24 protein-coding genes are annotated in these 21,869 nt (G+C 63.7%); 3 read left to right on the forward strand and 21 right to left on the reverse strand.

The window, feature by feature from the left end:
• Positions 1-160: 160 nt before the first annotated feature.
• The 7 genes from ACCAA_RS16115 to ACCAA_RS16145 form a co-directional block, all read right to left on the reverse strand.
• On the reverse strand, positions 161-2,179 hold the full coding sequence (locus tag ACCAA_RS16115) for a type IV pilus assembly protein FimV (RefSeq protein ID WP_186408277.1): 2,019 nt from the start codon (positions 2,177-2,179) through the stop codon (positions 161-163).
• Between the two features lie 96 nt (positions 2,180-2,275).
• Positions 2,276-2,788 carry a CinA family protein gene (locus tag ACCAA_RS16120; protein ID WP_245754613.1) on the reverse strand — a complete coding sequence of 171 codons (513 nt, stop codon included), beginning with the start codon at positions 2,786-2,788 and terminating at the stop codon, positions 2,276-2,278.
• The gene (gene thiL, locus ACCAA_RS16125; protein ID WP_186408278.1) at positions 2,781-3,734 is read right to left on the reverse strand and encodes a thiamine-phosphate kinase; all 954 of its coding nucleotides are present in this window, start codon (positions 3,732-3,734) and stop codon (positions 2,781-2,783) included. The genes ACCAA_RS16120 and thiL overlap by 8 nt, the downstream gene beginning before the upstream one ends.
• 44 nt (positions 3,735-3,778) lie before the next feature.
• Positions 3,779-4,288: a transcription antitermination factor NusB gene (gene nusB, locus ACCAA_RS16130; RefSeq protein WP_186408279.1), complete on the reverse strand. Its 510-nt coding sequence runs from the start codon at positions 4,286-4,288 to the stop codon at positions 3,779-3,781.
• On the reverse strand, positions 4,288-4,803 hold the full coding sequence (ribH, locus tag ACCAA_RS16135) for a 6,7-dimethyl-8-ribityllumazine synthase (protein WP_186408280.1): 516 nt from the start codon (positions 4,801-4,803) through the stop codon (positions 4,288-4,290). Before ribH ends, nusB begins: the two co-directional genes overlap by 1 nt.
• The gene (ribBA, locus tag ACCAA_RS16140; protein ID WP_186408281.1) at positions 4,803-5,936 is read right to left on the reverse strand and encodes a bifunctional 3,4-dihydroxy-2-butanone-4-phosphate synthase/GTP cyclohydrolase II; all 1,134 of its coding nucleotides are present in this window, start codon (positions 5,934-5,936) and stop codon (positions 4,803-4,805) included. The genes ribH and ribBA overlap by 1 nt, the downstream gene beginning before the upstream one ends.
• Before the next feature lie 343 nt (positions 5,937-6,279).
• Complete coding sequence (locus tag ACCAA_RS16145; RefSeq protein ID WP_186408282.1) at positions 6,280-6,966, reverse strand: hypothetical protein; 687 nt, start codon at positions 6,964-6,966, stop codon at positions 6,280-6,282.
• Between the two features lie 57 nt (positions 6,967-7,023).
• Between ACCAA_RS16145 and ACCAA_RS16150 the strand changes: the two genes are divergently transcribed.
• Both ACCAA_RS16150 and ACCAA_RS16155 read left to right on the forward strand, forming a co-directional pair.
• Positions 7,024-7,386, forward strand: a complete 363-nt coding sequence (locus tag ACCAA_RS16150) for a response regulator (protein WP_281193208.1) — start codon at positions 7,024-7,026, stop codon at positions 7,384-7,386.
• Entirely contained in the window at positions 7,383-7,781 is a 399-nt protein-coding gene (locus tag ACCAA_RS16155; protein WP_186408284.1) for a thioredoxin family protein, read from the forward strand. The genes ACCAA_RS16150 and ACCAA_RS16155 overlap by 4 nt, the downstream gene beginning before the upstream one ends.
• A gap of 18 nt (positions 7,782-7,799) precedes the next feature.
• On the opposite strand, the gene ACCAA_RS16160 is transcribed toward ACCAA_RS16155, so the two are convergent.
• The 8 genes from ACCAA_RS16160 to ACCAA_RS16195 form a co-directional block, all read right to left on the reverse strand.
• Positions 7,800-8,726: an MBL fold metallo-hydrolase gene (locus ACCAA_RS16160; RefSeq protein ID WP_245754614.1), complete on the reverse strand. Its 927-nt coding sequence runs from the start codon at positions 8,724-8,726 to the stop codon at positions 7,800-7,802.
• 109 nt (positions 8,727-8,835) lie between these two features.
• A complete protein-coding gene (locus ACCAA_RS16165) occupies positions 8,836-9,033 on the reverse strand; it encodes a DUF1289 domain-containing protein (RefSeq protein WP_186408285.1) in 198 nt (65 codons plus the stop codon).
• On the reverse strand, positions 9,033-9,257 hold the full coding sequence (locus ACCAA_RS16170) for a DUF1289 domain-containing protein (protein ID WP_186408286.1): 225 nt from the start codon (positions 9,255-9,257) through the stop codon (positions 9,033-9,035). Before ACCAA_RS16170 ends, ACCAA_RS16165 begins: the two co-directional genes overlap by 1 nt.
• A 74-nt stretch (positions 9,258-9,331) precedes the next feature.
• Positions 9,332-10,276 carry a hydroxymethylglutaryl-CoA lyase gene (locus ACCAA_RS16175; RefSeq protein ID WP_186408287.1) on the reverse strand — a complete coding sequence of 315 codons (945 nt, stop codon included), beginning with the start codon at positions 10,274-10,276 and terminating at the stop codon, positions 9,332-9,334.
• On the reverse strand, positions 10,273-12,318 hold the full coding sequence (locus ACCAA_RS16180) for an acetyl/propionyl/methylcrotonyl-CoA carboxylase subunit alpha (protein ID WP_186408288.1): 2,046 nt from the start codon (positions 12,316-12,318) through the stop codon (positions 10,273-10,275). The genes ACCAA_RS16175 and ACCAA_RS16180 overlap by 4 nt, the downstream gene beginning before the upstream one ends.
• A 234-nt stretch (positions 12,319-12,552) precedes the next feature.
• On the reverse strand, positions 12,553-13,347 hold the full coding sequence (locus ACCAA_RS16185; protein WP_186408289.1) for an enoyl-CoA hydratase/isomerase family protein: 795 nt from the start codon (positions 13,345-13,347) through the stop codon (positions 12,553-12,555).
• 9 nt (positions 13,348-13,356) lie between these two features.
• A complete protein-coding gene (locus tag ACCAA_RS16190) occupies positions 13,357-14,976 on the reverse strand; it encodes a carboxyl transferase domain-containing protein (RefSeq protein ID WP_186408290.1) in 1,620 nt (539 codons plus the stop codon).
• Positions 14,976-15,587 (reverse strand): 2-hydroxychromene-2-carboxylate isomerase, encoded by a 612-nt coding sequence (locus ACCAA_RS16195; protein WP_186408291.1) that lies wholly within the window; start codon positions 15,585-15,587, stop codon positions 14,976-14,978. The genes ACCAA_RS16190 and ACCAA_RS16195 overlap by 1 nt, the downstream gene beginning before the upstream one ends.
• Before the next feature lie 127 nt (positions 15,588-15,714).
• Here ACCAA_RS16195 and ACCAA_RS16200 point away from each other — a divergent pair, with 127 nt between their 5' ends.
• Complete coding sequence (locus tag ACCAA_RS16200) at positions 15,715-16,443, forward strand: PEP-CTERM sorting domain-containing protein (RefSeq protein WP_186408292.1); 729 nt, start codon at positions 15,715-15,717, stop codon at positions 16,441-16,443.
• Between the two features lie 20 nt (positions 16,444-16,463).
• On the opposite strand, the gene ACCAA_RS16205 is transcribed toward ACCAA_RS16200, so the two are convergent.
• The 6 genes from ACCAA_RS16205 to recD2 form a co-directional block, all read right to left on the reverse strand.
• Positions 16,464-17,030 (reverse strand): peroxiredoxin, encoded by a 567-nt coding sequence (locus ACCAA_RS16205; protein WP_186408293.1) that lies wholly within the window; start codon positions 17,028-17,030, stop codon positions 16,464-16,466.
• 106 nt (positions 17,031-17,136) lie between these two features.
• Positions 17,137-17,964, reverse strand: a complete 828-nt coding sequence (locus ACCAA_RS16210; protein ID WP_186408294.1) for a phosphonate ABC transporter ATP-binding protein — start codon at positions 17,962-17,964, stop codon at positions 17,137-17,139.
• Positions 17,961-18,239, reverse strand: coding sequence for a PhnE/PtxC family ABC transporter permease (locus tag ACCAA_RS22190; RefSeq protein ID WP_245754615.1), 279 nt, complete (start codon positions 18,237-18,239; stop codon positions 17,961-17,963). The genes ACCAA_RS16210 and ACCAA_RS22190 overlap by 4 nt, the downstream gene beginning before the upstream one ends.
• Positions 18,127-18,639 carry a hypothetical protein gene (locus tag ACCAA_RS16215; protein ID WP_245754616.1) on the reverse strand — a complete coding sequence of 171 codons (513 nt, stop codon included), beginning with the start codon at positions 18,637-18,639 and terminating at the stop codon, positions 18,127-18,129. Before ACCAA_RS16215 ends, ACCAA_RS22190 begins: the two co-directional genes overlap by 113 nt.
• Before the next feature lie 18 nt (positions 18,640-18,657).
• A complete protein-coding gene (locus ACCAA_RS16220; RefSeq protein WP_186408295.1) occupies positions 18,658-18,900 on the reverse strand; it encodes a hypothetical protein in 243 nt (80 codons plus the stop codon).
• Positions 18,901-19,172: 272 nt separating this feature from the next.
• Complete coding sequence (gene recD2 / locus ACCAA_RS16225; protein WP_186408296.1) at positions 19,173-21,368, reverse strand: SF1B family DNA helicase RecD2; 2,196 nt, start codon at positions 21,366-21,368, stop codon at positions 19,173-19,175.
• Positions 21,369-21,869: the final 501 nt, after the last annotated feature.

The raw sequence follows: 21,869 nt of genomic DNA on the forward strand, positions 1-21,869 counted from the left end.
TGCGTATCCTTTTCCTTGATTGACGGGAATTATCCCATGTTCGACCGTACTCGGTGCGCCGGTGTCAGCGGGGCCGGTACCTGTCATTATATACAGCAACCGGCCGATGATCCGTTGTGACGAGGTATTGCCCTGGTCTTTTCCGGCACCTCGCTGGACTTTACGGTCGCCGCGGCAGGCGACTTTCCTGGAGATCGATCAAGAACAGGAATTCGCGCACCGTACCGAGAGCGAAGCCTCTTCGCTCGCCGCTACGGTTGTCACGCAAGAGTGCTTTCAAGTAATGGATGCAGGCGAGAGAACCCCATGTGCGCAAGATTTCATTCGCGATGTGTGGCCATTGCCTGATCGTCGGCAAGCGCAGGAGCAATTGGTCGATCGACGGTGCATCTTCTTGGCTGATCGAGAAACCCGGCCGACTGGCTTCTGCGGCCGTTTCCCAGTCCGGTGGCGCCACATTGAAATGGCGCTTGAGCTTCAGTCCAGCGGCCTCGAAGGCTTCACGCTGTTCGTCCTGACGGTAAAGATCAAGCAATTTCAGCCAGGGAGGAACGGCCGCCGTCGGCTTGTTGGCGACAAATTCCTCCAGCGCCTGCACCGCCCCCTCGATGCGACCGAAGGAAAGCATGATCTCGGCGAGTTCGAGTACGGCGGTCCCCTCGTCGTCCTCGCTCATGGCCGGCAATTCGTCCCAGGCGCTCGGCCCGTCATCGGCAAGTGAAGCGGTGTCGGTGTTCGTCTGGCTCTCGGCAACGACGGGCGAGCTGTCGCTACGGCGAGTCATCTGCAGTTCCCAAACGGAATCCGTGTGGACCTTGCCCGGTTTTTCGCCAGCCCTTGATGCCTCCTCAGTGGCGGTCGCGCGGGTAGGCCGACGAGAACGCTGCTCGGCTCGCCAGCGAAGCAGCCAGATCAAACCCGCAATCAGCGCGCCCAGCAAAGTGATCGCCAACCAATCCCACCACCCGTTTGTCTTCCCGGCCACCGGCGCCTCGCTGGGCGCAGCGCTTGGTGGTGGCGGTCGCGGCGCGGCCGGCAGCACGGCAGCACTGATCGCCGCCGCAGGCTCGGCTGGTCGCGCCGCGCTGGCCGTCCTGTTCTGCAGTTCGCCGAGCGTCGCCTCAAGGCTGCGAATCTGTTCAGCCAGCGCCAACTGCTGCGCCGCCTGAGCGTGCAGAGCGGACAACAGCCCGAACTCCAGCCGGAGCAGCGCGCGTTGATCGTCGCTGGTCTTGTCCTGCCGCTTGACCGACAGTCGCGCACTCAAGCGCAAACGCGAGTCATGCCCCGCCTGGGCTTGCTCGCTATCGGCAGCACTGGAAATCTCCAGGCGGTCCTGGGCGCGGCCTGCCGCAGGTGATTTCCGCGCCACAGGCCTGTCTCGCGAATCGCGGGCCGCAGCATCGTCTTCGGGAGCGGCGGCACTGGCTCCCGCCAGTAAGCGATCAGCCCGCTGGCCTTGCCGGCTGGCAGGGAGGTGGAGCTGCGTGCCTGCCGGCAGTTGCCTGCCGCCGCGAGAACCGAGATCGGTTGCCGGGTTCGCCGCCTGCAAGGCCCTGAGAAAGCGAACTTGCGTACGAGGCTGCTGAGGAAAGAGCAGTCGCGCGATGCCACGCGCCGATTGGTGCTTACCCGTACGCCAGGTTCCAGGATTGGGATTCCTTGCCGGCAGGTGCTGCGGCAGGGGTACTTGAACCGGCGCGCGGCTGACCGCAGGCAGTTCCACCGCTCTGGGCGCCATCCTCGCCCGAGGGGGGTCGATCAGCAACAGGTAGTTGCGCACGACCTCGGCACCGCAACCCGCGCGGAGATTGACCTGCAGAACCGGCTCATTGATGATCTGGTCGGACACGACACGCAAACGCAGGCGGCCGGCGTGCTTCTCTAGGGTCACCCGGCCCTGCGTCAACGCCGGGACATCGGCATCGGCGCTGCCGGGCTGGCCGAGGCGAAAACACTCGGCGATCGATCGCTGCTCGGCAGATCCGTCGATGAGTTGCACCTCTGCCTCGAAGCGTTTGCCGAGCGAGGAGAGGACGGTCATCTTGCCGAGACCGAGTGCCCTGGCATCCCCTGCCGACAGGAACGCGATCGGCAGCAGCAGCAAAAAAAACCTGGCCAGCGGGGTGTTGACGATTGTCGAGCGCATCGGCAGGAAGGCAAGGCACGTGTCGGTCACGCATTCTAGTCCAAGGCGACAGCGTTTGACCAAGTGGCCTGGCGCTTTCCGGGGTCGAGAAGCATCCATTAAAGCATTACCCTGTGCCCGACTTCCTCAAGCCTGAAGGCATTCGGCACGCCGCAGCAGACCCTGCAGGGCATGGCCCACCGACTGCGCACGCACCGCCTCGCGGCCTCCCGAAAAGCAGCGCGTGTCGGTGTCGATTTGCCCACCCGGCCCGGCCCAGCCAAAACAGACCGTGCCAACCGGCCTGCCTGGCGAGCCACCGCCCGGCCCGGCGATTCCGGTGATAGCGAGAGCCCAGTCTGCAGGGCTGTGTTGCAGAGCGCCCATGGCCATGGCCGCCGCGGTCGCTTCGCTGACCGCACCCTGTTCTGCCAGCAGGCCAGCACCGACGTCGAGGAGCTCGATCTTGGCCTCGTTCGAGTAGGTAATGAAGCCACGCTCGAACCAATGGGAACTACCGGCGATCGCCGTCACGCACTGCGCCGCCCAGCCGCCAGTGCACGACTCGGCGGTCACCAGGCGCTGGCCATTGGCGAGCAGCAGCTTGCCGACTTCGGCAGCGAGCGCCTCGAGAAAGAGCACTGAAGGGTGATCAGCCAAAGTGGTCGAAGCCTTTCCTGTTGATCGTCAGTTCCCGCCCGTTGGCATCGAGTAGCGCCAGGCGGTGAGAATCGGAGGCGGTGAGCCGACCGCATCGCCAGAGTGGCAGATCGAGCTGTTTGCCAAGTTCGACGACTTCGTTTCTCGTTTCCGGGCAGGCTGAAAACAGCAGTTCGTAGTCGTCACCGCCGGCTAATTGACACTGGCGAGCGAGCACCGGGTCCACTCCTGCCGGCAGCGCCGGCAACTGCGCGACAAAGACCTCGGCGGCAACCGCCGAACGTTCGAGGATATGGCCAAGATCAGCGAGCAGGCCATCTGACACGTCGATAGCCGCGCTGGCCAGCCCGCGCAGGAGTCGGCCCAGTTCAACGCGCGGCAAGGGCTGCTGCAGAGCGGCCAGACACCGTTCGGCAAGCGCAGCAGGGAGTTTGGTTCTGCCCTGCAGTTGGGCCAGACCCAGGGCCGCCAGACCAGGCTGGCCGGAGACCCAGAGATCGTCACCCGGCAGGGCCCGATCACGACGCAGTGCCGTGCCCGCCGGGACCTCACCGAGTGCTGTGAGAGACAGATTGAGCGGCCCGCGCGTCGTGTCGCCACCAACCAGATCGACCCCGTAACGACCGGCGCAGGAAAAGAGACCTTCGGCAAAGGGCGCCAGCCAGGCCTCGCAAGCTTCCGGGAGGCTAGCGGCCAGCAAGGCCCAGCGTGGCTCGGCGCCCATCGCCGCCAGATCGGAGAGGCTGACCGCGAGCACTTTCCAGCCGAGCTGCCAGGGGTCTGTGCCGGGCAGGAAATGGGTGCCTTCGACCAGCATGTCGGTGGTGATCACCAGATGCATGCCCGCTGACGGCGCAAGCAGTGCACAATCGTCACCCGGGCCGAGGACAGCCTGGCGCGTCGGCCGGGAGAAAAAACGGCTGATCAGTTCAAACTCGCTGGGCATCGCCGCTCCCGGGCACCGCCGACCCCTCCAATCGACCCGGTCGATCAGCGGCTTCGGCTGCGCGCCGCCCGCTTGGCTTCGACCTCGGCGGGTCGCAAGCTGGCCGCCAGTTTGTCGAGGACGCCGTTGACGTACTTGTGACCGTCGGTGCCACCATAGCCCTTGGCCAACTCGATTGACTCATTGATGATGACCCCGTACGGCGTTTGTGGGTGATTCTTCAACTCGAATGCGCCGGCCAGCAGAACGCAGGCCTCGATGGGCGACAGTTCAGCAAAGGGCCGGTCGAGATAGACCTGCAATCGTTCCTGCAAGCTCTCGCGCTGCGCCAGGGCGCCGCGCAGGAGCCCGACGAAGAAATCGCGATCAGCCTTGTCGAAGCCCTCCGTGTCGCCGAGATGCGCTTCGATGGCCGCTTCGTCGTTACCGCTCACCTGCCATTGGTAGAGCCCCTGCAAGACGAACTCGCGGGCCCGACGGCGCGGCGAGCGGGCGGCGGGCTTGGCTCCGGGGGTGGCCGGCGAGTTCGGTGCGACTGGTGACTTCGCGGCCATTAAGGGCGCTCCCCGATGGCGCGCAGCAGATTGGCCATCTCGACCGCCACCTGGGCGCAGTCGGACCCCTTCTGCTGCATGCGGACCAGCGCCTGATCGTCATCTTCGCAAGTCAGGATGCCGTTGGCGATCGGCACGCTCCTGTTCAACTGTACTTCCATCAGCGCCCGGCACGAGTCGTTGGCCACCACCTCGAAGTGATAGGTCTCGCCGCGGATGACCGCGCCAAGCGCGATCAAGGCATTGAAGCGCCCGCTGCAGGCCATCGTCCGCAGGACCAGAGGGATTTCGAGAGCACCGGGCACACAGGCCAGCGTGATGCTGCCTTCGTCGACGCCAAGGCGCTTGAGTTCGGTCGTACAGGCGCTGAGCAAGCCTTCACCAATGTCCTGGTTGAAGCGGCTCATGACGATGCCAACCGCCAACCCGGCGCCATCGAGCGAAGCGTCATATTCGTGGATATTGTCGCAGCGTACCGTCAGGGGAGTGCCTGTGGGGGGTTTCGGTCTAGCCATCAGAGTCTTTCAAGGTCAGCGGGTGTGGCAACGTGGCCGGTCACTTCGAGGTCGAAACCGGTCATGCTCGGCATTCGGCGCGGGCTCGACAGCAGTTTCATCTTGCCGACGCCCAGATCCCGCAGAATTTGGGCCCCGATGCCGTAGGTACGCGGGTCCCAGCGGGCGGCTGGGCGCTTGGTGGCGACCGGTTCGCGCAGAGTCGCGAGAATGTCCTGGCCGCTTTCGGGGCGGTGCAGCAGGACGATGACGCCAGCGTCCACGCGAGCCAGCGCCGCCTGCGCCATGTCGAGGGAAAAAGTATGCCGCCCACCGCCAGGATCGAGAAAATCGACCACCGACAGCGGTTCGTGCACACGCACCAGCGTTTCCCGGTCCGGGCGAATCTCACCCTTGGCCAGGACCAGGTGGACTTCGTTCGACGTGCAGTCGGTATAAGCATGCAGCGTGAACTGGCCATGGGCAGAGTGCACCGTTTTCGACAGCGTACGCTCGATCAGCGTCTCATGCCGGCTACGGTAATGAATGAGATCGGTGATCGTGCCAATCTTCAGTCCGTGCGCACGGGCAAAGTCGACCAGGTCGACCAGCCGTGCCATGCTGCCGTCTTCCTTCAGGATCTCGCAGATCACCGCCGCCGGTTCAAGTCCCGCGAGCAGCGCCAGATCGCAGCCGGCCTCGGTGTGGCCGGCACGCACCAGCACCCCGCCCGGCCGCGCCATGATCGGAAAGACGTGTCCCGGCTGAACGATGTCATCGGGTTGGGCGTTCCTCGCCACCGCAGCCTTGATCGTCAAGGCGCGGTCCTGAGCCGAGATGCCGGTGGTCACCCCTTCGGCAGCTTCGATCGAGACCGTGAACGCGGTGCTGTGCGGGCTCTTGTTGTCGCGCGCCATCTGGCTCAGGCCCAGTTGCCGGCAGCGCGCCTCGGTCAGCGTCAGGCAGATCAGCCCGCGACCAAAACGGGCCATGAAGTTGATCGCCTCGGCCGTCGCATGTTCGGCAGCCAGAATGAGGTCGCCTTCGTTTTCGCGGTCCTCCTCGTCGACCAGGACGACCATGCGCCCGGCACGCATTTCGACGATGATCTCTTCGATCGGTGAAACATCTGCAGAAGTGCTCTGAGGTGCCATTCGTTTGCCCATCCAGGATCGGTCGCCAATCCGTGATTCTCTCAGTTTCCGGGCCTGACCGCCATCAGAGGGATTTCATTCGCGACCAGCAAGCGCTTCCACACACCCCAATCCAGGCAAGTCCCGAGCAAAGTTCGGCTCGCCGGCGAGGCGCCGAGGGCAGGCTGACGGTGCCTGAGAGGCGCGAACTCCGCGTATCCATCTCCCAACAGGCGAAATATTCGTTTTATGATGCTGAGTGGCGATGGGAGCAGTCCATCGGCTGGTAAGCAAGGCACTGGCCGGAAGTGGGTCGGCACGTTCCGACGCTTGTGGATGGTAAGTACGGGAGGGCCCTTCAATGTCAATGAATGAGAGCGTGCTGCTGATCGCCGCTGGTGTGTTCGTCGCTTTTCTCCTGCTCCGTTTCTTCATCGCCCGCCGTTCTGGCGGCCATCGACAAGCGGGAGAGCAAGCCAGCCATGAAGCCGAGCGCCAAGCCGCCGAGGAGGCCGAACGCCAAGCCGCCGAGGAGGCCGCTCGCCGCGAAGCCGAACGCCAAGCCGCCGAGGAGGCCGCTCACCGCGAAGCCAAACGCCAAGCCGCCGAGGAAGCCGCCCGCCGCGAGGCCGAACGCCAAGCCGCCGAGGAAGCCGCCCGCCGCGAGGCCGAACGCCAAGCTGTCGAGGAGGCCGCTCACTGCGAGGCCGAACGCCAAGCTGTCGAGGAGGCCGCTCACCGTGAAGCCGAACGACAAGCTGTCGAGGAAGCCGCCCACCGCGAAGCCGAACGCCAAGCCGCCGAGGAGGCCGCTCGCCGCGAAGCCGAACGCCAAGCCGCCGAGGAAGCCGCTCGCCGCGAGACCGAACGCAAATCTGTCGAGGAAGCCGCTCACCGCGAGGCCGAACGCCAAGCCGCCGAGGAAGCCGCTCGCCTGGAGACCGAACGACAGTCCATCGAGGAAGCTCTTCGCCAGGAAGAGCAGGAAATGCTGGCCGTCGAGGCAGCAATCCGCCGGGAATCGGAACGTCAGGCCGCCGAAGAAACGCAACGCCAGGCCCGCGCAGCGGCCGCGGCGAAGCCCAAGCCACCCGAACAGACCGTAGTGATGGTCGCTGACGATTCAAAGGTCGTGCGCATCAAGACCGGCCGCCTGCTCAGCGCGCACCAGTACCAGGTTGTGGTGGCCGAAGACGGGCTCGACGCGGCCCGACAGATCGGCAGTTCGCTACCCGACGTGCTGGTGACCGACGTAGACATGCCCGGTATGGGTGGCTTCGAACTGACGCGGCAACTGCGCGGCGATCCTCGTACCGCGCATGTGCCGATCATCATGGTGACCTCCGACAGTGAGCAGCTACGTTCCGAGGCCGCCGCAGCGGGAGTCAACGTGATCCTCGGCAAACCTTACCCCGAAGAACAACTGATTGCCCACATTCAGCGGCTGATGAGCAGCCAGCGCGGCGGATGAGTCGGCAGGCGCTGCCGGAATTCGTCGTCGCCTGCCTCTGTGCCGACTGGTGCGCCGTCTGCCGGGACTATGCGAGCGGCTTCAGGAACATTGCCTTGCAGTTCCCCGCGGCCGGGTTTCAATGGCTGGACATCGAGCTGCATACCGATTATCTGGGCGACCTGGACGTCGAAAATTTCCCGACACTGCTCATCAAGCGTCGGCAATGGGTCTTGTTCTACGGCACCATGCCGCCCTCCCCGGCCCACCTGAAGCGCACTCTGGAGGTCTTCGTCCAGCAGAGCGCAGCAGAAAGTCAGGAATACGCGCTGTCCAGCGTCGAACGACGCTGCTGGCAGAACGATGTCGACCTGCAGCGGCTGGGCAGCGATGATCGGGGAAAGATTTCGGCCTGAGCGGTGGCCACCCGCAGGCTACACCGCAACCAGCATCCCACCCTGATCCTTCAGCGCACCGACGAGGATCAGGTCTCTGACCAGCCAGTGGGCGAGCACCTCGTTGCTCTGCTGGAGGTAGCGCGCGTTGACACTCTGGCAGAAGCTGAGGCCGGCGAGAAAATCCGGCAGATCGGCGCGCCGGAGTTGCCGCCTCTCCAGCAGGGCAAAGACGAGGATCACTTTCAGCGCGTGGCGGGCCAGCAGTTCGACATCATCCTCGAATACGGCAAGCTTCCGGTATGCGCGTGCGAAGGCATCGTCGACCTCGGCGAAGGGCGCGCCGTGGCCGGGAATCACACCATCGACCGGCAGGCGAGCCAGAACGTCGAGCGTTTCGCGCGCCGCCTTGAGGCCGCCGGCATCCTCGGGATGGCCAAGGAGTTCCGAGAAGATGACGCCGAAGCCGTTGCGCCATAGTGCATCACCCGAGATCAGCAGGCGTCGCTCGGCGTTGTGAAAGGCCAACGCGTCCATGTCGTGGCCGGGAACGGCGATCGCGCGCCAGTTGAGGCCGCCGAGTTCGACCTCGTCACCGGCGGCGATCGTCGCATCGTGACGGAAGCGCGTCGCCGACTGGCCAAGCGGCGAGAGCAAAAGCGCTTCCTCGTCCCACTCGGCAATCGTCGCGTCGATTCCCGCGGGAACGATCACCCGGCAGCCGAAAGCCGCTCTCAGCGCAGCATTACCGCCGATATGGTCGGAATGCGAGTGGGTGTTCAGCAGGCGGGTCAGGCGGCGACCGGCCAGCTCGTGTTCGAGCAGTGACACCGTCTGCTGAGCATGCGTCACGTAGCCACTGTCGATCAGCGCCGCCTGCTCACCTTCGAGGAAGAGGACATTGTTCGACGACAGCCAGCCACGTTCAAGAACCAGCAGATTCCCGGGCAGAATCACCGTGACCACTTAAGTCGCGCCGGCGACTCACGAATCTCCCCTCTCCCGCCTGCGGGAGAGGGGTCGGGGGTGAGGGAAACGGTCATGACTTTCTCCTTATGGGGTGTACCTTGAGAAGTCATGACCGTTTGTCCGGCGAATCGTCGTTGAGCCCGTCATCGAAGATGCGCAGCGAGCGCACCTCCTCGGCGACGATCCCCTGCGTAGCCACCGATACCGGCAGGGGCGGACGACCGCAGCCGAGGCAATAACCGGAATCGGGGTCGAACATACAGATACCCACGCACAGATAGTCGTCTTCAGTATCGTTCATCATCAACGCTCGCAGTCGCCACGGAACTCGCCTCCCGACGCACACCCGGCTGGATCGTGCTCGACGCGACGACGCTCGACGGCGACCAGAATGCTCAGGCGGCGATCGTTCGAAGCAGCGCTCCAGTCGGCAATCTCCTCAATGGTCCGGAAGCAACCGAGACAGAAAGCAGTGTCGTCATCCATCCGGCAGACATTGATACACGGTGAGGCCACCGCCTGAATCATGAGACGCTCCTCCAGCGTAGGGCGCAATAACCAACGGGCATTGCGCCGGATGGGTACGGTGCAATGCGCTTCGCTTATTGCACCGTACCCGGTTGACTATGGCATTCGAGTGCCAAGGCCTTGTTGCGCGCCGCTCTCCGCCGATAATCCCGGCCCAGGTAGAGCGAGATGAACTCGCCGGCAGCCAACAGTTTATCCCGGTCGACGCCGGTTTCGATGCCCAGACCATGCAGGAGAAAGACCACGTCCTCGGTCGCCACGTTCCCGCTGGCCCCAGGCGCGTAGGGACAGCCGCCGAGTCCGGCGATCGAACTGTCGAAGACTGCCATTCCCAGTTCCAGCGAGGCGTAAACGTTGGCCACTGCCATGCCGTAGGTGTCATGGTAATGGCCGGCCAGCCGCTCGATCGGCACCAGCGCCGCACAGACCTCGATCATCCGCTGCACCGAGGTCGGCGTCCCGGCGCCGATGGTATCTCCGAGCGAGATCTCGTGGCAACCCATGTCGTAGAGTTGCCTGGCCACCCAGGCGGTCCTTGCCGGGTCGACGGCGCCCTCGTACGGACAGGCGACGACGCACGAAACGTAGCCACGGATCTTGATCTCGAGTGCGCTGGCGGAATCGACGACGGCAGCGTAGCGCTTGAGACTTTCGCCAATACTGCAGTTGATGTTCTTCTGTGAGAACGTTTCCGAAGCGGCAGCGAAGATCGCGACTTCCTGCGCACCTGCTTCGACTGCGGCATCGAAACCCTTGAGGTTGGGCGTCAGGACCGGGTAGGAAACCGCCGGCCGGCGCCGCGGACTGGCCAGCAGCGCACGCAGGACCTCGGCACTGTCGGCCATCTGCGGCACCCAGCGTGGCGACACGAAGGACGTCGCCTCGATGGCCACCAACCCGGCGTCGGCCAGCCGTTCGATCAACTCGATCTTGATCGCCGTGGGAACGATTTGCTGTTCATTCTGCAGGCCATCACGCGGCCCGACCTCGACCAGCTTCACCCGCAACGGCCTGGTCATTGCGCCGCCTCGCAATCAGCGAGATCGACCAGTTGCGCACCATCTGCCACCTGTTCTCCGGCTGCGTAGCAGAAGGCTCTGACCCGCCCGTTCTTCGGCGCGGTAATCGTGTGCTCCATTTTCATGGCCTCGAGAATCAGCAGTGGAGTGCCCTTGTCGACGCGCTGGCCGACGGTAGCCAGCAAGGCGACCACCTTGCCCGGCATCGGTGCGGTCAGACCACCGCCCTGCGTACCACCGGCTTCGACGAGATGCAGCGGATCGTCGCGCTGGAGGACGTAGTTCGTCCCGTTGAGAAAGACATGGCGTTTCTGCTCGTGCTTCTCGGTGACCGCGACGACGCTGGCCACCAGGCGTCGGTCGTCGAGCTCGACGGCCACCTGTCCCGCGAACCGGCCGCTGTCGAGAATCCGGCCGCGTGCCAGCACCGACTCGCCGCCCAGCGTCAGGCGCCAGCCGTCGGTGTCATAGGCGACGACGACTTCATGCAGGGTATCACCGCTGCGATAGGTGATCGTGCGTCGCGGCTCGATGTTCAGACGCCAGCCGTCGTGCAGGCTCCAGGGCGACCAGGGGTCACCCGAATGGAGCGCGCGAGCGACGGCGGCGGCCTGCTCGCGCAGCAGACCGGCCACCGCGGCGACGAAGAAAACGCTGCTCGGAGGCTCGCTGTGGGCGGGGAACAGAAACTCGCGGCTACGCTCGATCAGCCCGGTGTCGAGGTCGGCGTTGGCGAAGGCCGGACAGGCCACCAGGCGCGACAGGAAGTCGATGTTGGTCGTCACGCCGACGATGCGGTAGTCGGCCAGCGCCTGCTGCATGCGCGCCAGCGCCGCATGGCGGTCGACGTCCCAGACGATCAGCTTGGCGATCATCGGGTCGTAGTAAGGGGTGATCTCGTCGCCCTGTTCGATACCGGTATCGACACGGACATTGAGGCTCTCGGCCGGTCGCGCGAGATGTAGCAGGCGACCGGTCGCCGGCAGGAAATCGCGCTCGGGGTTCTCGGCATAGATGCGCGCCTCGAGCGCATGGCCGCGAATGTCCAACTGCTCCTGGCGCAGCGGCAGCGGCTCGCCGCTGGCCACGCGCAACTGCCATTCGACCAGATCCTGGCCGGTAATCATCTCGGTCACCGGGTGCTCGACCTGCAGGCGGGTGTTCATTTCCATGAAGTAGAAACTGCCGTCCTGCGCGAAGCTGTCGCTGGCGATGAACTCGACCGTGCCGGCGCCGACGTAGCCGACCGCCCGCGCCGCATCGACCGCTGCCTTGCCCATCAGCGCCCGGCGCGCCGGCGTCATGCCGGGTGCTGGCGCCTCTTCGAGCACTTTCTGGTGCCGGCGCTGCACCGAGCAGTCACGCTCAAAGAGGTAGACGCAATGCCCCTGAGTGTCGGCGAAAACCTGGATCTCGATGTGCCGCGACCGGCTCAGATACTTCTCGATCAGCACCTTGTCGGAGGCAAAGGACGCTGCCGCTTCCCGCTTGCACGAAGCGAGCGCGGCGGCAAAATCGTCGCTTTTTTCGACCACGCGCATTCCCTTGCCGCCGCCGCCGGCAGAAGCCTTGATCAGCACCGGATAAGAGATTGCATCGGCCTGCCGGTGGAGGAATTCTGGGTCCTGGTCGTCGCCGTGGTAACCCGGCGTCAAAGGAACGCCAGCGGCGGCCATCAAGGTCTTGGCTGCCGATTTTGAACCCATGGCGCGGATCGCTGCCGCCGGCGGACCGATGAAAACCATCCCTGCGGCCGCGCAGGAGTCGGCGAACTGGTCATTTTCGGACAGAAATCCGTAACCCGGATGGATGGCCTGCGCGCCGGTGCGCCGCGCCGCATCGAGAATCCGCTCACCGACCAGATACGACTCGCGCGCCGGCGCCGGCCCGATACACACCGCCTCGTCGGCCAGGCGGACGTGGCGTGCGTTGTCGTCGGCCTCGGAATAGACAGCCACCGTGCGCACCCCCAGACGACGCGCCGTCCGGATCACGCGACAAGCGATCTCGCCGCGATTGGCTATGAGAATTTTGCTGAACATTTCGCCCCTTTCCCACATGTAGGCTGGGTTAATGTGAAAGTCGCGTCAGCGACTCACGAACCTCCCCTCGCCCGCTCGCGGGAGAGGGGTCGGGGGTGAGGGGACGGTCATGGCTTTCATCATCTGGGGTGTCTGTAATTGCCATGACCGTTAGCCCGCAGGGCGCAAGCCAAAATCCGGCGCCGAAATCGTCGCGTTACGCTTCGCTAACCCGACCTGTGAAAGCCTTGCCTGTCAATCGGCCAGCCAGTTCGGCCGCCGCTTATCGAGAAAAGCGGCCAGGCCTTCGCGGCCCTCGGGGCTGGCGCGGACGCGCATGATGCGCTGAACGGTCTCTTCGATCGTCTGGTCGTCGATCGGCTGACCGGCGACCACACGAATCAGTGCCTTGCATTCGGCCTGCGCGTTCGGGCCGTTGGCAAGCAGGCTGTCGAGAATCTCGGCGATCGCGTCGTCGAGTTGCTCTTCGCCTGGAACGAGTTCGTGCAACAGGCCGATCCGGTAGGCCTCGGCGGCCGAGAAGCGCTCGGCAGTGAGCATGTAGCGGCGGCTGTAGCGCTCGCCAATGGCCGCCAGCACGTAGGGGCTGATCACCGCCGGAACGAGCCCGAGCTTCACTTCGCTGAGCGTAAATACCGCATCGTAGGTGGCAACCGCGATGTCACAGGCGGCGATCAGTCCGACCCCGCCGCCGTAAGCAGCACCCTGAACGCGGGCAATCGTCGGCTTCGCGAGTTCGTTCAGCGTCGACATCAGCTCGGCAAGGCGGTTGGCGTCGAGCAGGCTCTCCTCCGGCGTGTAGCCCGCGGCACGCCTCATCCAGTGGAGGTCCGCGCCGGCACAGAAACTCTTGCCGGTTGATGACACAACAACGGCGCGAACGCGTTCGTCGGCCTCAAGCTCACGCAAGCCGGCAGTCATCTCGGCGATCAGTTGTTCGTCAAAAGCGTTGTGGCGCTGCGCTTTGTTCAACGTCAGGATGCCGACGCCGCCATCGACTTCGGTCATGATTGATTGATATTCGCTCATCAATGCCCTTCACATTCGGAAAATGCCGAACTTCGTCGCTTCGGCGTCGGCGTTCAACGCCGCCGACAAGCCAAGACCGACCACCCGGCGGGTGTCGGCGGGATCGATGACGCCGTCGTCCCAGAGGCGGGCACTGGCGTAGTAGGGGTGACCCTGCAGCTCGTACTGGTCGCGGATCGGCGCCTTGAATGCCTCCTCATCGTCGCTGCTCCAGGTCTTGCCGGCGGCTTCGAGTCCGTCGCGCCTGACGGTCGCCAGTACGTTCGCCGCTTGCTCGCCACCCATTACCGAGATGCGCGCGTTCGGCCACATCCACAGGAAACGCGGTGAATAGGCGCGGCCGCACATGCCGTAGTTACCGGCGCCGAAAGATCCGCCGATGACCACCGTAAACTTCGGCACGCGCGCGCAGGCGACCGCAGTGACCATCTTGGCTCCGTCGCGGGCAATGCCGCCGTTTTCGTACTTGCGACCAACCATGAAGCCGGTGATGTTCTGCAGAAAGAGCAGCGGAATGCCTCGTTGCGCGCAGAGTTCGATGAAATGCGCAGCCTTCAGCGAGGACTCCGAGAAGAGGATGCCGTTGTTGGCGACGATCCCCAAGGGGTAGCCCCAAAGGCGCGCGAAGCCGCAGACGATGGTCGTTCCGTAACGTGCCTTGAACTCGTCGAAATCCGATCCGTCGACGATGCGGGCAATGATCTCGCGCACATCGAAGGGCTTCTTGCTGTCGGTCGGAATCACGCCATACAACTCATCGGCCGCGTAGAGCGGTGCGCGCGGCTCGCTGAGGCTCACCGGCGGGCTCTTGCGCCAGTTGAGGTTGGCGACGATGCGGCGCGCGATCGCCAGCGCGTGCGCGTCGTTTTCGGCGTAGTGATCGGCGACGCCGGAGACGCGCGTGTGGACGTCGGCGCCACCGAGATCCTCGGCGCTCACCACCTCTCCGGTCGCCGCCTTGACCAGCGGCGGTCCACCGAGAAAGATCGTTCCCTGGTCCTTGACGATGATCGACTCGTCGGACATCGCCGGCACGTAGGCACCGCCGGCGGTGCACGAACCCATCACGGCGGCGATCTGCGGGACGCCGGCAGCCGACAGATTGGCCTGGTTGTAGAAGATGCGGCCGAAGTGCTCCTTGTCCGGAAAGACTTCGTCCTGCATCGGCAGGAAGGCGCCACCCGAATCGACCAGATAGATGCACGGCAGTCGATTCTCGCCGGCAATCTCCTGCGCCCGCAGGTGCTTCTTGACGGTCAGCGGGTAATAGGTGCCGCCTTTGACCGTCGCATCGTTGGCAACGATCATGCACTCGACGGCGTTCACGCGACCGATGCCGGTGATCAGCGACGCTGCCGGCACCTCGAAAGGAGTGGCTTCGCCATACATGCCGTAGGCGGCGAGCTGCGACAGTTCGAGGAACGACGAACCCGGATCGATCAGCGCACTGACCCGCTCACGCGGCAGCAATTTGCCGCGCGCCAGATGCTTCTGGCGCGCGGATTCAGGGCCGCCATGAGCGATTCTGGCCACCGTCGCGCGGAGATCCGCGACGACCTCGTCCATTGCGGCCACATTGGCCCTGAAGTCGGCGCTGCGCGCGTTGAGCTGGGTTTGCAGAATCGGCATCAAAAACCTCCGCTGGCCAGCCAGCGCTCGATCTGTGGCAGGCGGTCGGCACCAAAAAACGGTTCGCCGTCGACGATGATGTACGGCGAACCGAAGACGCCCTTGCCGAGCGCCGCATCGCATTCGGCTTTCAGCCGCTCCTTGAGTGCCTGGCTATTGAGCGCTGCCGAGAGTGTAGCGCGGTCGGCGCCCTGGCGGGCGGCGAGTTCGAGCACCACATCGGGCTGAGAAATGTCTCGTCCCTCGGCGAAGCAGGCGCGATAGACGGAGTGGGCGAAGGCCCGTGCCCTTGCGCAATCCTGCTCGTGCAGCCAGTAGTAGGCGCGCGCGGCGTGCATCGTGTTGAGCGGAAAGGTCTCCGGGTGCTTATAGGGCACGTCGAGGAAGCGCGCCGAACGCGAGAAATCGTGCAGCGAGTACTCGCCCTTGAGCGGAACGAGAGTCAGCGGTGCGGCGCCGGTCTGCTTGAAGACGACGCCGAGCAGGATCGGCCGCCACTTGACCTTGCGACCGAAGCGGGCGGCGAGATCGTCGATCTTCTCGGAGGCCAGGTAGCCATAGGGAGATGAGAAGTCGAAGTAGAACTCTATGCATTCGACGGGCGGCGTCATGGGGGTATTCTCCTTGGGCTTGAGTGAAAGGCACAAGTAGCGCATATTGCACCTCGACGCGGCCACATGCCAATTGTTGCGTCTGATTCCGGGTTCTTGAACGCTCCCTCACCTCCAGGAGAAGACAATGCTATCCACTTCAATTCAGCGGGTCCCGACTGTCCTTGCCGCCTGTGTCGCGCTGCTTGGCGGCGCTTCCACCGTCAGCGCTTCGGTCATCTCTCCTACCCCGACGCTGCCGGTCCTTGGCGTGCCCTATGCCTCGGCCACCGGCGTCGGCTGCTTTCCGGCCGCTGGCGTCTGCGTCGTCCCCGGGACGCTCACGATGACCTCGCTCATCTCGTCGATTTTCGACTCGACCGGGCAGGATATCAAGACAACCGCGTCGTACGCGAGCACGCTCACGACACTGGGAGGCGTGCCGCTCGGACCGGTCAACCTGTTGGGCACGCTCGAGGAAGAAATTCTTGGCCGCACGTCGTCAACCCAACTCGGCATCTGGGGGACCGAACTTCTGGCGCTTTGGCTGAGCGGCCCCGTGCTTGGCCACACGCTCACGCTGACGCTGGACCCGGCGCATGCATCCACCGGCCAATCCTCGATCGAGGCCCTGGGTGCCGGCGTCGGCGGCAACGACGGTTTCCGCATCGACAGCTTCTTCGACGTGTTCGTCGAGCTGACGCTTGACACAACGCCTCAACTGATGACCACGCGTGGCCCGCTGCAGTTGTCCGTTATCCCGGAACCGTCGACGTGGCTCCTGCTGCTGACCGGTTTCGTTGGCCTTGGCTTCGGGTGGCAGCAGCGACAACAGGCGGCCTGGCAAATCAAAAGGAGCCAGGACCGAATGCTCTAGCTAACGGTCCACCTTCGAGATCAGTCAGCGGCATGCTCTCGCAGCCAGAGAAGAACCTCTTCAGCATTTTGATCCGGCGGAAAGACCGGATAGAACACTTTCCTGATTCGACCATTTTCGGCGATCAGAGTGAGTCGTTTGAAGAGACGCATTGCGGCTACGGTGAAGGTAGGCAGTCCAAGCACACTCTCCAGGCGCAACGCGGTGTCACTGAGCAGTTCAAAGGGCAGGTGAAGCCGGTTTCGCGCTTCGAGTTGATATTCGGTGGTTTGTGAACTCAGCCCGAAGACGCCAGCACCGAGCACCCCGAGTTCGGAAAAATGGTCGCGGAAGCTGCACGATTGCGGCGTGCAGCCACGCGCGCCTGGAATACCGTCCCACCCGTCCGGCAAGTGAATACCGGGACGCCCAGTCATGGGATAGACGTAGATCACCCAAAGTCCGCTCAAGCGCCCCAGGTTGATGGCCGAACCATCGGTGCTTGAGAGTACGAGATCCGGCAGAGCAGCGTCGGTCAGGTGCGTTGCTGCGCCATCGTCGATTGGCACCGGCAGGTCTGCTGGCAGCGGAAAGTAGTTTTCACTCATGCGGGTCTCCGTTACTGTTGCTGCGACGGCAGATGGGCCAGATGATCCGGATCGTTCGAACGCAGGTGTTCGGCAGATGATCCTTTGCTTCGATCGCCACGATTGCTCATGGAAACGCCTCCAGTCCAGCCTCCGACCGCTGGGCGGCGGATGCTTGGCAAAGCGTTCGATTGCGATCCGCATCCGGCCGATAAAGATCGACGAGTTTCTGGTCGTCGACGCTGGCCAGCGGCAAGTCGAAGGCGATCCGCCCCAGTTTGAGTCCGATCACCCGGTCAGCCAGCAACGGTAGCAGCGACGGGGTATGAACGACGGTGATCAGGGCGGCCTCGGCGGCAGCCTTGACCAGCAGATGACAGACCTCAGCCGCCGCAGACGGATCAAGGGCCGCCGTCGGCTCGTCGGCGAGTATCAGCCGCGGACGCTGCATCAGCAGCCGGGCGACGGCCACCTTCTGCCGCTCGCCGCCGGACAGGCGATCGGCGCGCGTATCGGCGCGCGCCAGGAGGCCGACGGCGCGCAGCGCAGCCTCGGCCCTGGCCATTTCATGGAGCGGAAAGCAGCGCGTCCAGCTACGCCAACCGGTGATGCGTCCGAGGCTGCCGACGAGCACGTTTTCGCGTGCGGACAAGCGGCTGACAAGATGCAGGCCCTGCATGACCTGGCCGACTTCGACGCGCAGCGCACGCAGTTCTCGGGCTGGCAAGGGCCGGTCGAGGGTCCGCCCGAGCACTTCCACTTGGCCACTCACCGGTGGCAGGAAGCCGCTCACGAGGCGCAGCAAAGTGGATTTTCCAGCGCCATTGTGGCCGACGATAGCCACCCGTTCGCCATGGGCAACGGTCAGACGGTCGATCGCCAACAGCGTGCGGCCCTGCGCCGCGCAGAACACCGATTCGAGAGTCAGGCAGCCCGTCGCGATCGTCGTGCTCATAGCAGCGCCTTGCGGATTCGCCGGCTGAAGGCGTCGAATCCGGCGACCAGGAAGATGATCACCAGCAGCACGGTCGACAACCGGCCCCACTGGAACAGTGAAGTCGCTTCGCTGATCAGCAGGCCAAGGCCGCCGGCGCCGATGATTCCCAGGATGGTCGAGTCACGGATGTTGAACTCCCACAGGTAGAGGTGGCTGGAAACGAACTGTGGCAGCACAGCCGGCCAGACGGCGTTGAAGAATACCTGCACTGGCCCCGCCCCGACGCTGCGCACGGCATCGATGGCCGCCATGTCCAGAGAATGGCAAAGCCAGCAAGGCGCCGAGCAATGAGCCCAGGGTCGCGATGCGGACCGTCGTCCAGGTCGCTCGCCCGACCCCGGCGAGGTAGTCGAGTTCGACTTCCGGGCGGTTCTCGACGCGCAACAAGGTGCCGTCGTCGCTGTGATATTCGAGATGCTGCTGGCCGAACCAGACATCCAGGAAGCTCGGCCGGGCAAACTCGCCGGCGGTCTTGATGAGGTTGGGCAGTGGATTTCGCCCCATCGTCAATTCGCCCTCGTCAGCAAGCGAAGCGAGGCAAGCGATCACCAGAATGGAATAAGCCAGGGCCAGCCCGAGAAAGCCGAGCCGGCCACCGAAGCGATCGGCGAGGCAGGCCGTCGGGGCACGCACCTCCCTCATTACTCCCGGCTATTGCATGTGGCTGCCGCCATTCGCCGCCTGTGCCTGCCACCGGTGACGATATTGGCTGGCATTGGCTTCGATCCATGCCAGCGCGCGGGACTCCCTCTCAGCGAAGGGAAAGCGCTCCAGATACGCTTCGATCGTCGCAACCTGCGTGCGGAGAAACTCCATCTCCGAGTAATTCTGAGTCGATAAGTGACCTACATGAGCGGGAAAGAACCAAAGTGCGGGGTCATCCTGGATATCCATGCTTTTCTCCCACCAAGGCGAGTGTCTCTGGCCGTGGCGGGCCAGCAAACTCATTGGCAACTGCCGTCCCGGCGCGCTTCCTGAACCAACCACTGTGCTGGCCAAGACGAGGTCTACACCGACGAAACTCACAAACGACTTTAACTATGGCAGCTAACATCCTGTAAGGCGGTCCCATTGTTCCCCAAGCTCGGGGGGTGTTGTCAACATCGATTGGCGACGGGCAGCGTTTTTTCGTCATCACTGATGCAAAACCGAGACACTCCACAGCTTCAGTCACGCGAGTACCTGCCCGTGGCCACCAGACGTTCCTTCAATTTCGACCAGCGTCGCGCCATCTGCTTCCCCTTGACAGCCATGGCCAGGGCTCGTTTCTGCCCGACCAGCACCACCAGGGTCTTGCCTCGCGTGATCCCGGTATAGATCAGCTTGCGTTTGAGCATCATGTAGTGCTGGGTCGAGATCGGAATGACCACCACCGGGTACTCCGAGCCCTGTGACTTGTGGATTGTCGTCGCGTAGCAGAGCACCAATTCGTCGAGTTCGCCGAACGGATAGCTGACCACCCGGCCGTCGAAGGTTACGGCGAGTTCCTCCTCGTCACGATCGATTCCGGTGACGAAACCAATGTCGCCGTTGAAGACATCGCGGTCATAGTTGTTCTCGATCTGCATCACCTTGTCGCCAACGCTGAAGCGGTTGCCGAACTTGTCGACACTGTTTTCGCCGGGTGGATTGAGCGCCGCCTGCAAAGCCTGGTTGATGCCGCGGGCGCCGGTGATTCCCCGGTTCATCGGGCAAAGGACCTGAATGTCTCGAACCGGATCGACATGGAACCTACGCGGCAGGCGCGTCTGCACCAGATCGACCACGGTTTGTGCGATCGCCTCAGGTTCCTCTGCAGCGACAAGGTAGAAATCCGAGGCTTCTCCTTTATTCGGCAGGCTGGGAAAGACTCCCCGGTTGATCTGGTGGGCACTGCGCACGATTCGCGAGGTGGCCGCCTGGCGGAACACTTCGGTCAGCTGAATGACGGGCACAGCGCCCGAGTCGATGAGATCGGTCAGGAACTGTCCGGGACCGACCGAGGGCAATTGATCCACGTCGCCGACCAGGATCATCGCCGTGGAGGTGGCGACCGCCTTGAGCAACTGGTTCGCCAGCGGCACGTCGATCATTGAACATTCGTCGGCAACGAGAAGATCGCATTCGAGGGGATAGTCGGCATTGCGCTTGAACTGGCCATTGAGCGGATTGATTTCCAGCAAGCGATGGATGGTCCTGGCTTCGAGACCCGTTGATTCGGAGAGGCGCTTGGCAGCGCGTCCGGTGGGCGCACACAGCAGCGGCTTGACGCCCTTGACGGTCATGATGGTCAGGATGGAATTGACCAGGGTGGTCTTGCCGACGCCGGGTCCGCCGGTGATCACCAGGAGCTTGGCAGACAGCGCGAGGCGGATGGCTTCCTGCTGGCTGTCGGCCAACTGGATCGAGAGCTTCTGCTCGACCCAGGGAATCGCCTTGTCGGCATCGAAGTCAGGCAGCGTCCCCTCGCCGCTCTCGAGGCGCCTGATTTGGTCGGCAATCGACTGCTCGGCGTTGTACAGTGGCGCCAGAAAGACGCAGCGCTGACCCTCAACCGTGTCGGGGAACAGCACCTCGTCAGCGATTTCCTGAGCGATGGCCGTTTCGACGATGGATTCCGGGATGTCGAGCAGCTTCACCGCCAAGGGCACCAGTTCGGCATAGGGCAAACCGCAGTGGCCCTGTGACGAGGCTTCGGTGAGCGCATAGGAGATGCCGGCTTGGGCGCGCAGGGGAGAATCCTTGGCGATGCCGATCTTCTGAGCAATCGTGTCTGCCGAGAGAAACCCGATTCCGCGAATGTCCTGCGCCAGCCGGTAGGGATTCTCCCGAACGATGTCGATGGCGCCTTGCCCATAGGTCTTGAAGATGCGCACCGCACGGGAAGTCGAGACTCCATGCGCGTGCAGGAAGACCATTATGCTGCGGATGACCTTCTGGTCGGCCCAGCCGGAGGTGATCTTTCTGGCACGGACTTCCCCGATGCCCGGAATTTCACGGAGTCGTCCGGGTGATTGCTCGATGACATCGAAGACTGCTGCGCCGAAGGACTTGACCAGTTTGCCGGCGTAGATCGGCCCGATTCCCTTGACCATGCCCGATCCAAGATAACGTTCGATGCCCGTCAAGGTGGTCGGCGGGGAGATTTTGACGAACACGGCGCGAAACTGCCGACCATGTTCGCGATCGGTGACCCAATGCCCGGAAGCAGAAGCGTATTCACCGGGGGAAACGATGGGCGCATGGCCGATCAGGGTGACCAGTTCTCGCTCTCCCTTCACCTTCAGGCGAAGCACACAGAAGCCATTCTGCTCGTTGTGGAAGGTGACGCGTTCAACGAGGCCAGCGAGGCGAGCGAGTTCGGCGGCGGGGACCTGAGGCATTGATGACCGCGGTCAGGCTACCGCCTGCGGCGCGCGGCAGGCGTTTCCGGTGTCGTCGGCACTCATCGGGTCACCACTCGGCAACATCCGAAGCGGCCGGCTGGGGCTGCGCGTGCTCCACCGACGCCATTACCCGGCGAACCATTTCCCAACCGACAGTCGACCTGTGCAAATTCCTGATGCCCTGAGAAGCGAAATTCGTCCTGAACCAGCCCGCCAGGCTGGCTGTCGAGCTTCTCTTTCCCCTCGCTACGCTTCGCTCTCCAGTAGATTTGAACGGTCTGGTCACCTCTTTTAGCGGATCGGCACTGTGCGCGAAACAAGGGCGGGTTTCCCTGGCGTGAGAGAGTAAGCGAGTCGAATTATCGGTTTGCGATTGGCGCTTGGCAAGCGTTCGGGTTGGCAGGGCGCCGCCTGTGGCAGCCCCGATCCTTGAATTAGGTCACCCCCCCGACTATCATTCCCATGAGACCTGCATTCCCTGCGGGCCACCAGGCATGG

Origin of the sequence: Candidatus Accumulibacter aalborgensis (genome assembly GCF_900089955.1) — a bacterium.
In the GTDB taxonomy this organism is placed as follows: domain Bacteria; phylum Pseudomonadota; class Gammaproteobacteria; order Burkholderiales; family Rhodocyclaceae; genus Accumulibacter; species Accumulibacter aalborgensis.

Coding starts and splice junctions, on each gene's coding strand:
- thiL (WP_186408278.1), bottom strand. CDS start 3,734: ATGCCCAGCGAGTTTGAACTGATCAGCCGTTTTTTCTCCCGGCCGACG.
- nusB (WP_186408279.1), bottom strand. CDS start 4,288: ATGGCCGCGAAGTCACCAGTCGCACCGAACTCGCCGGCCACCCCCGGA.
- ribH (WP_186408280.1), bottom strand. CDS start 4,803: ATGGCTAGACCGAAACCCCCCACAGGCACTCCCCTGACGGTACGCTGC.
- ribBA (WP_186408281.1), bottom strand. CDS start 5,936: ATGGCACCTCAGAGCACTTCTGCAGATGTTTCACCGATCGAAGAGATC.
- ACCAA_RS16150 (WP_281193208.1), top strand. CDS start 7,024: ATGGTCGCTGACGATTCAAAGGTCGTGCGCATCAAGACCGGCCGCCTG.
- ACCAA_RS16155 (WP_186408284.1), top strand. CDS start 7,383: ATGAGTCGGCAGGCGCTGCCGGAATTCGTCGTCGCCTGCCTCTGTGCC.
- ACCAA_RS16165 (WP_186408285.1), bottom strand. CDS start 9,033: ATGATGAACGATACTGAAGACGACTATCTGTGCGTGGGTATCTGTATG.
- ACCAA_RS16170 (WP_186408286.1), bottom strand. CDS start 9,257: ATGATTCAGGCGGTGGCCTCACCGTGTATCAATGTCTGCCGGATGGAT.
- ACCAA_RS16175 (WP_186408287.1), bottom strand. CDS start 10,276: ATGACCAGGCCGTTGCGGGTGAAGCTGGTCGAGGTCGGGCCGCGTGAT.
- ACCAA_RS16180 (WP_186408288.1), bottom strand. CDS start 12,318: ATGTTCAGCAAAATTCTCATAGCCAATCGCGGCGAGATCGCTTGTCGC.
- ACCAA_RS16185 (WP_186408289.1), bottom strand. CDS start 13,347: ATGAGCGAATATCAATCAATCATGACCGAAGTCGATGGCGGCGTCGGC.
- ACCAA_RS16190 (WP_186408290.1), bottom strand. CDS start 14,976: ATGCCGATTCTGCAAACCCAGCTCAACGCGCGCAGCGCCGACTTCAGG.
- ACCAA_RS16195 (WP_186408291.1), bottom strand. CDS start 15,587: ATGACGCCGCCCGTCGAATGCATAGAGTTCTACTTCGACTTCTCATCT.
- ACCAA_RS16200 (WP_186408292.1), top strand. CDS start 15,715: ATGCTATCCACTTCAATTCAGCGGGTCCCGACTGTCCTTGCCGCCTGT.
- ACCAA_RS16205 (WP_186408293.1), bottom strand. CDS start 17,030: ATGAGTGAAAACTACTTTCCGCTGCCAGCAGACCTGCCGGTGCCAATC.
- ACCAA_RS16210 (WP_186408294.1), bottom strand. CDS start 17,964: ATGAGCACGACGATCGCGACGGGCTGCCTGACTCTCGAATCGGTGTTC.
- ACCAA_RS16220 (WP_186408295.1), bottom strand. CDS start 18,900: ATGGATATCCAGGATGACCCCGCACTTTGGTTCTTTCCCGCTCATGTA.
- recD2 (WP_186408296.1), bottom strand. CDS start 21,368: ATGCCTCAGGTCCCCGCCGCCGAACTCGCTCGCCTCGCTGGCCTCGTT.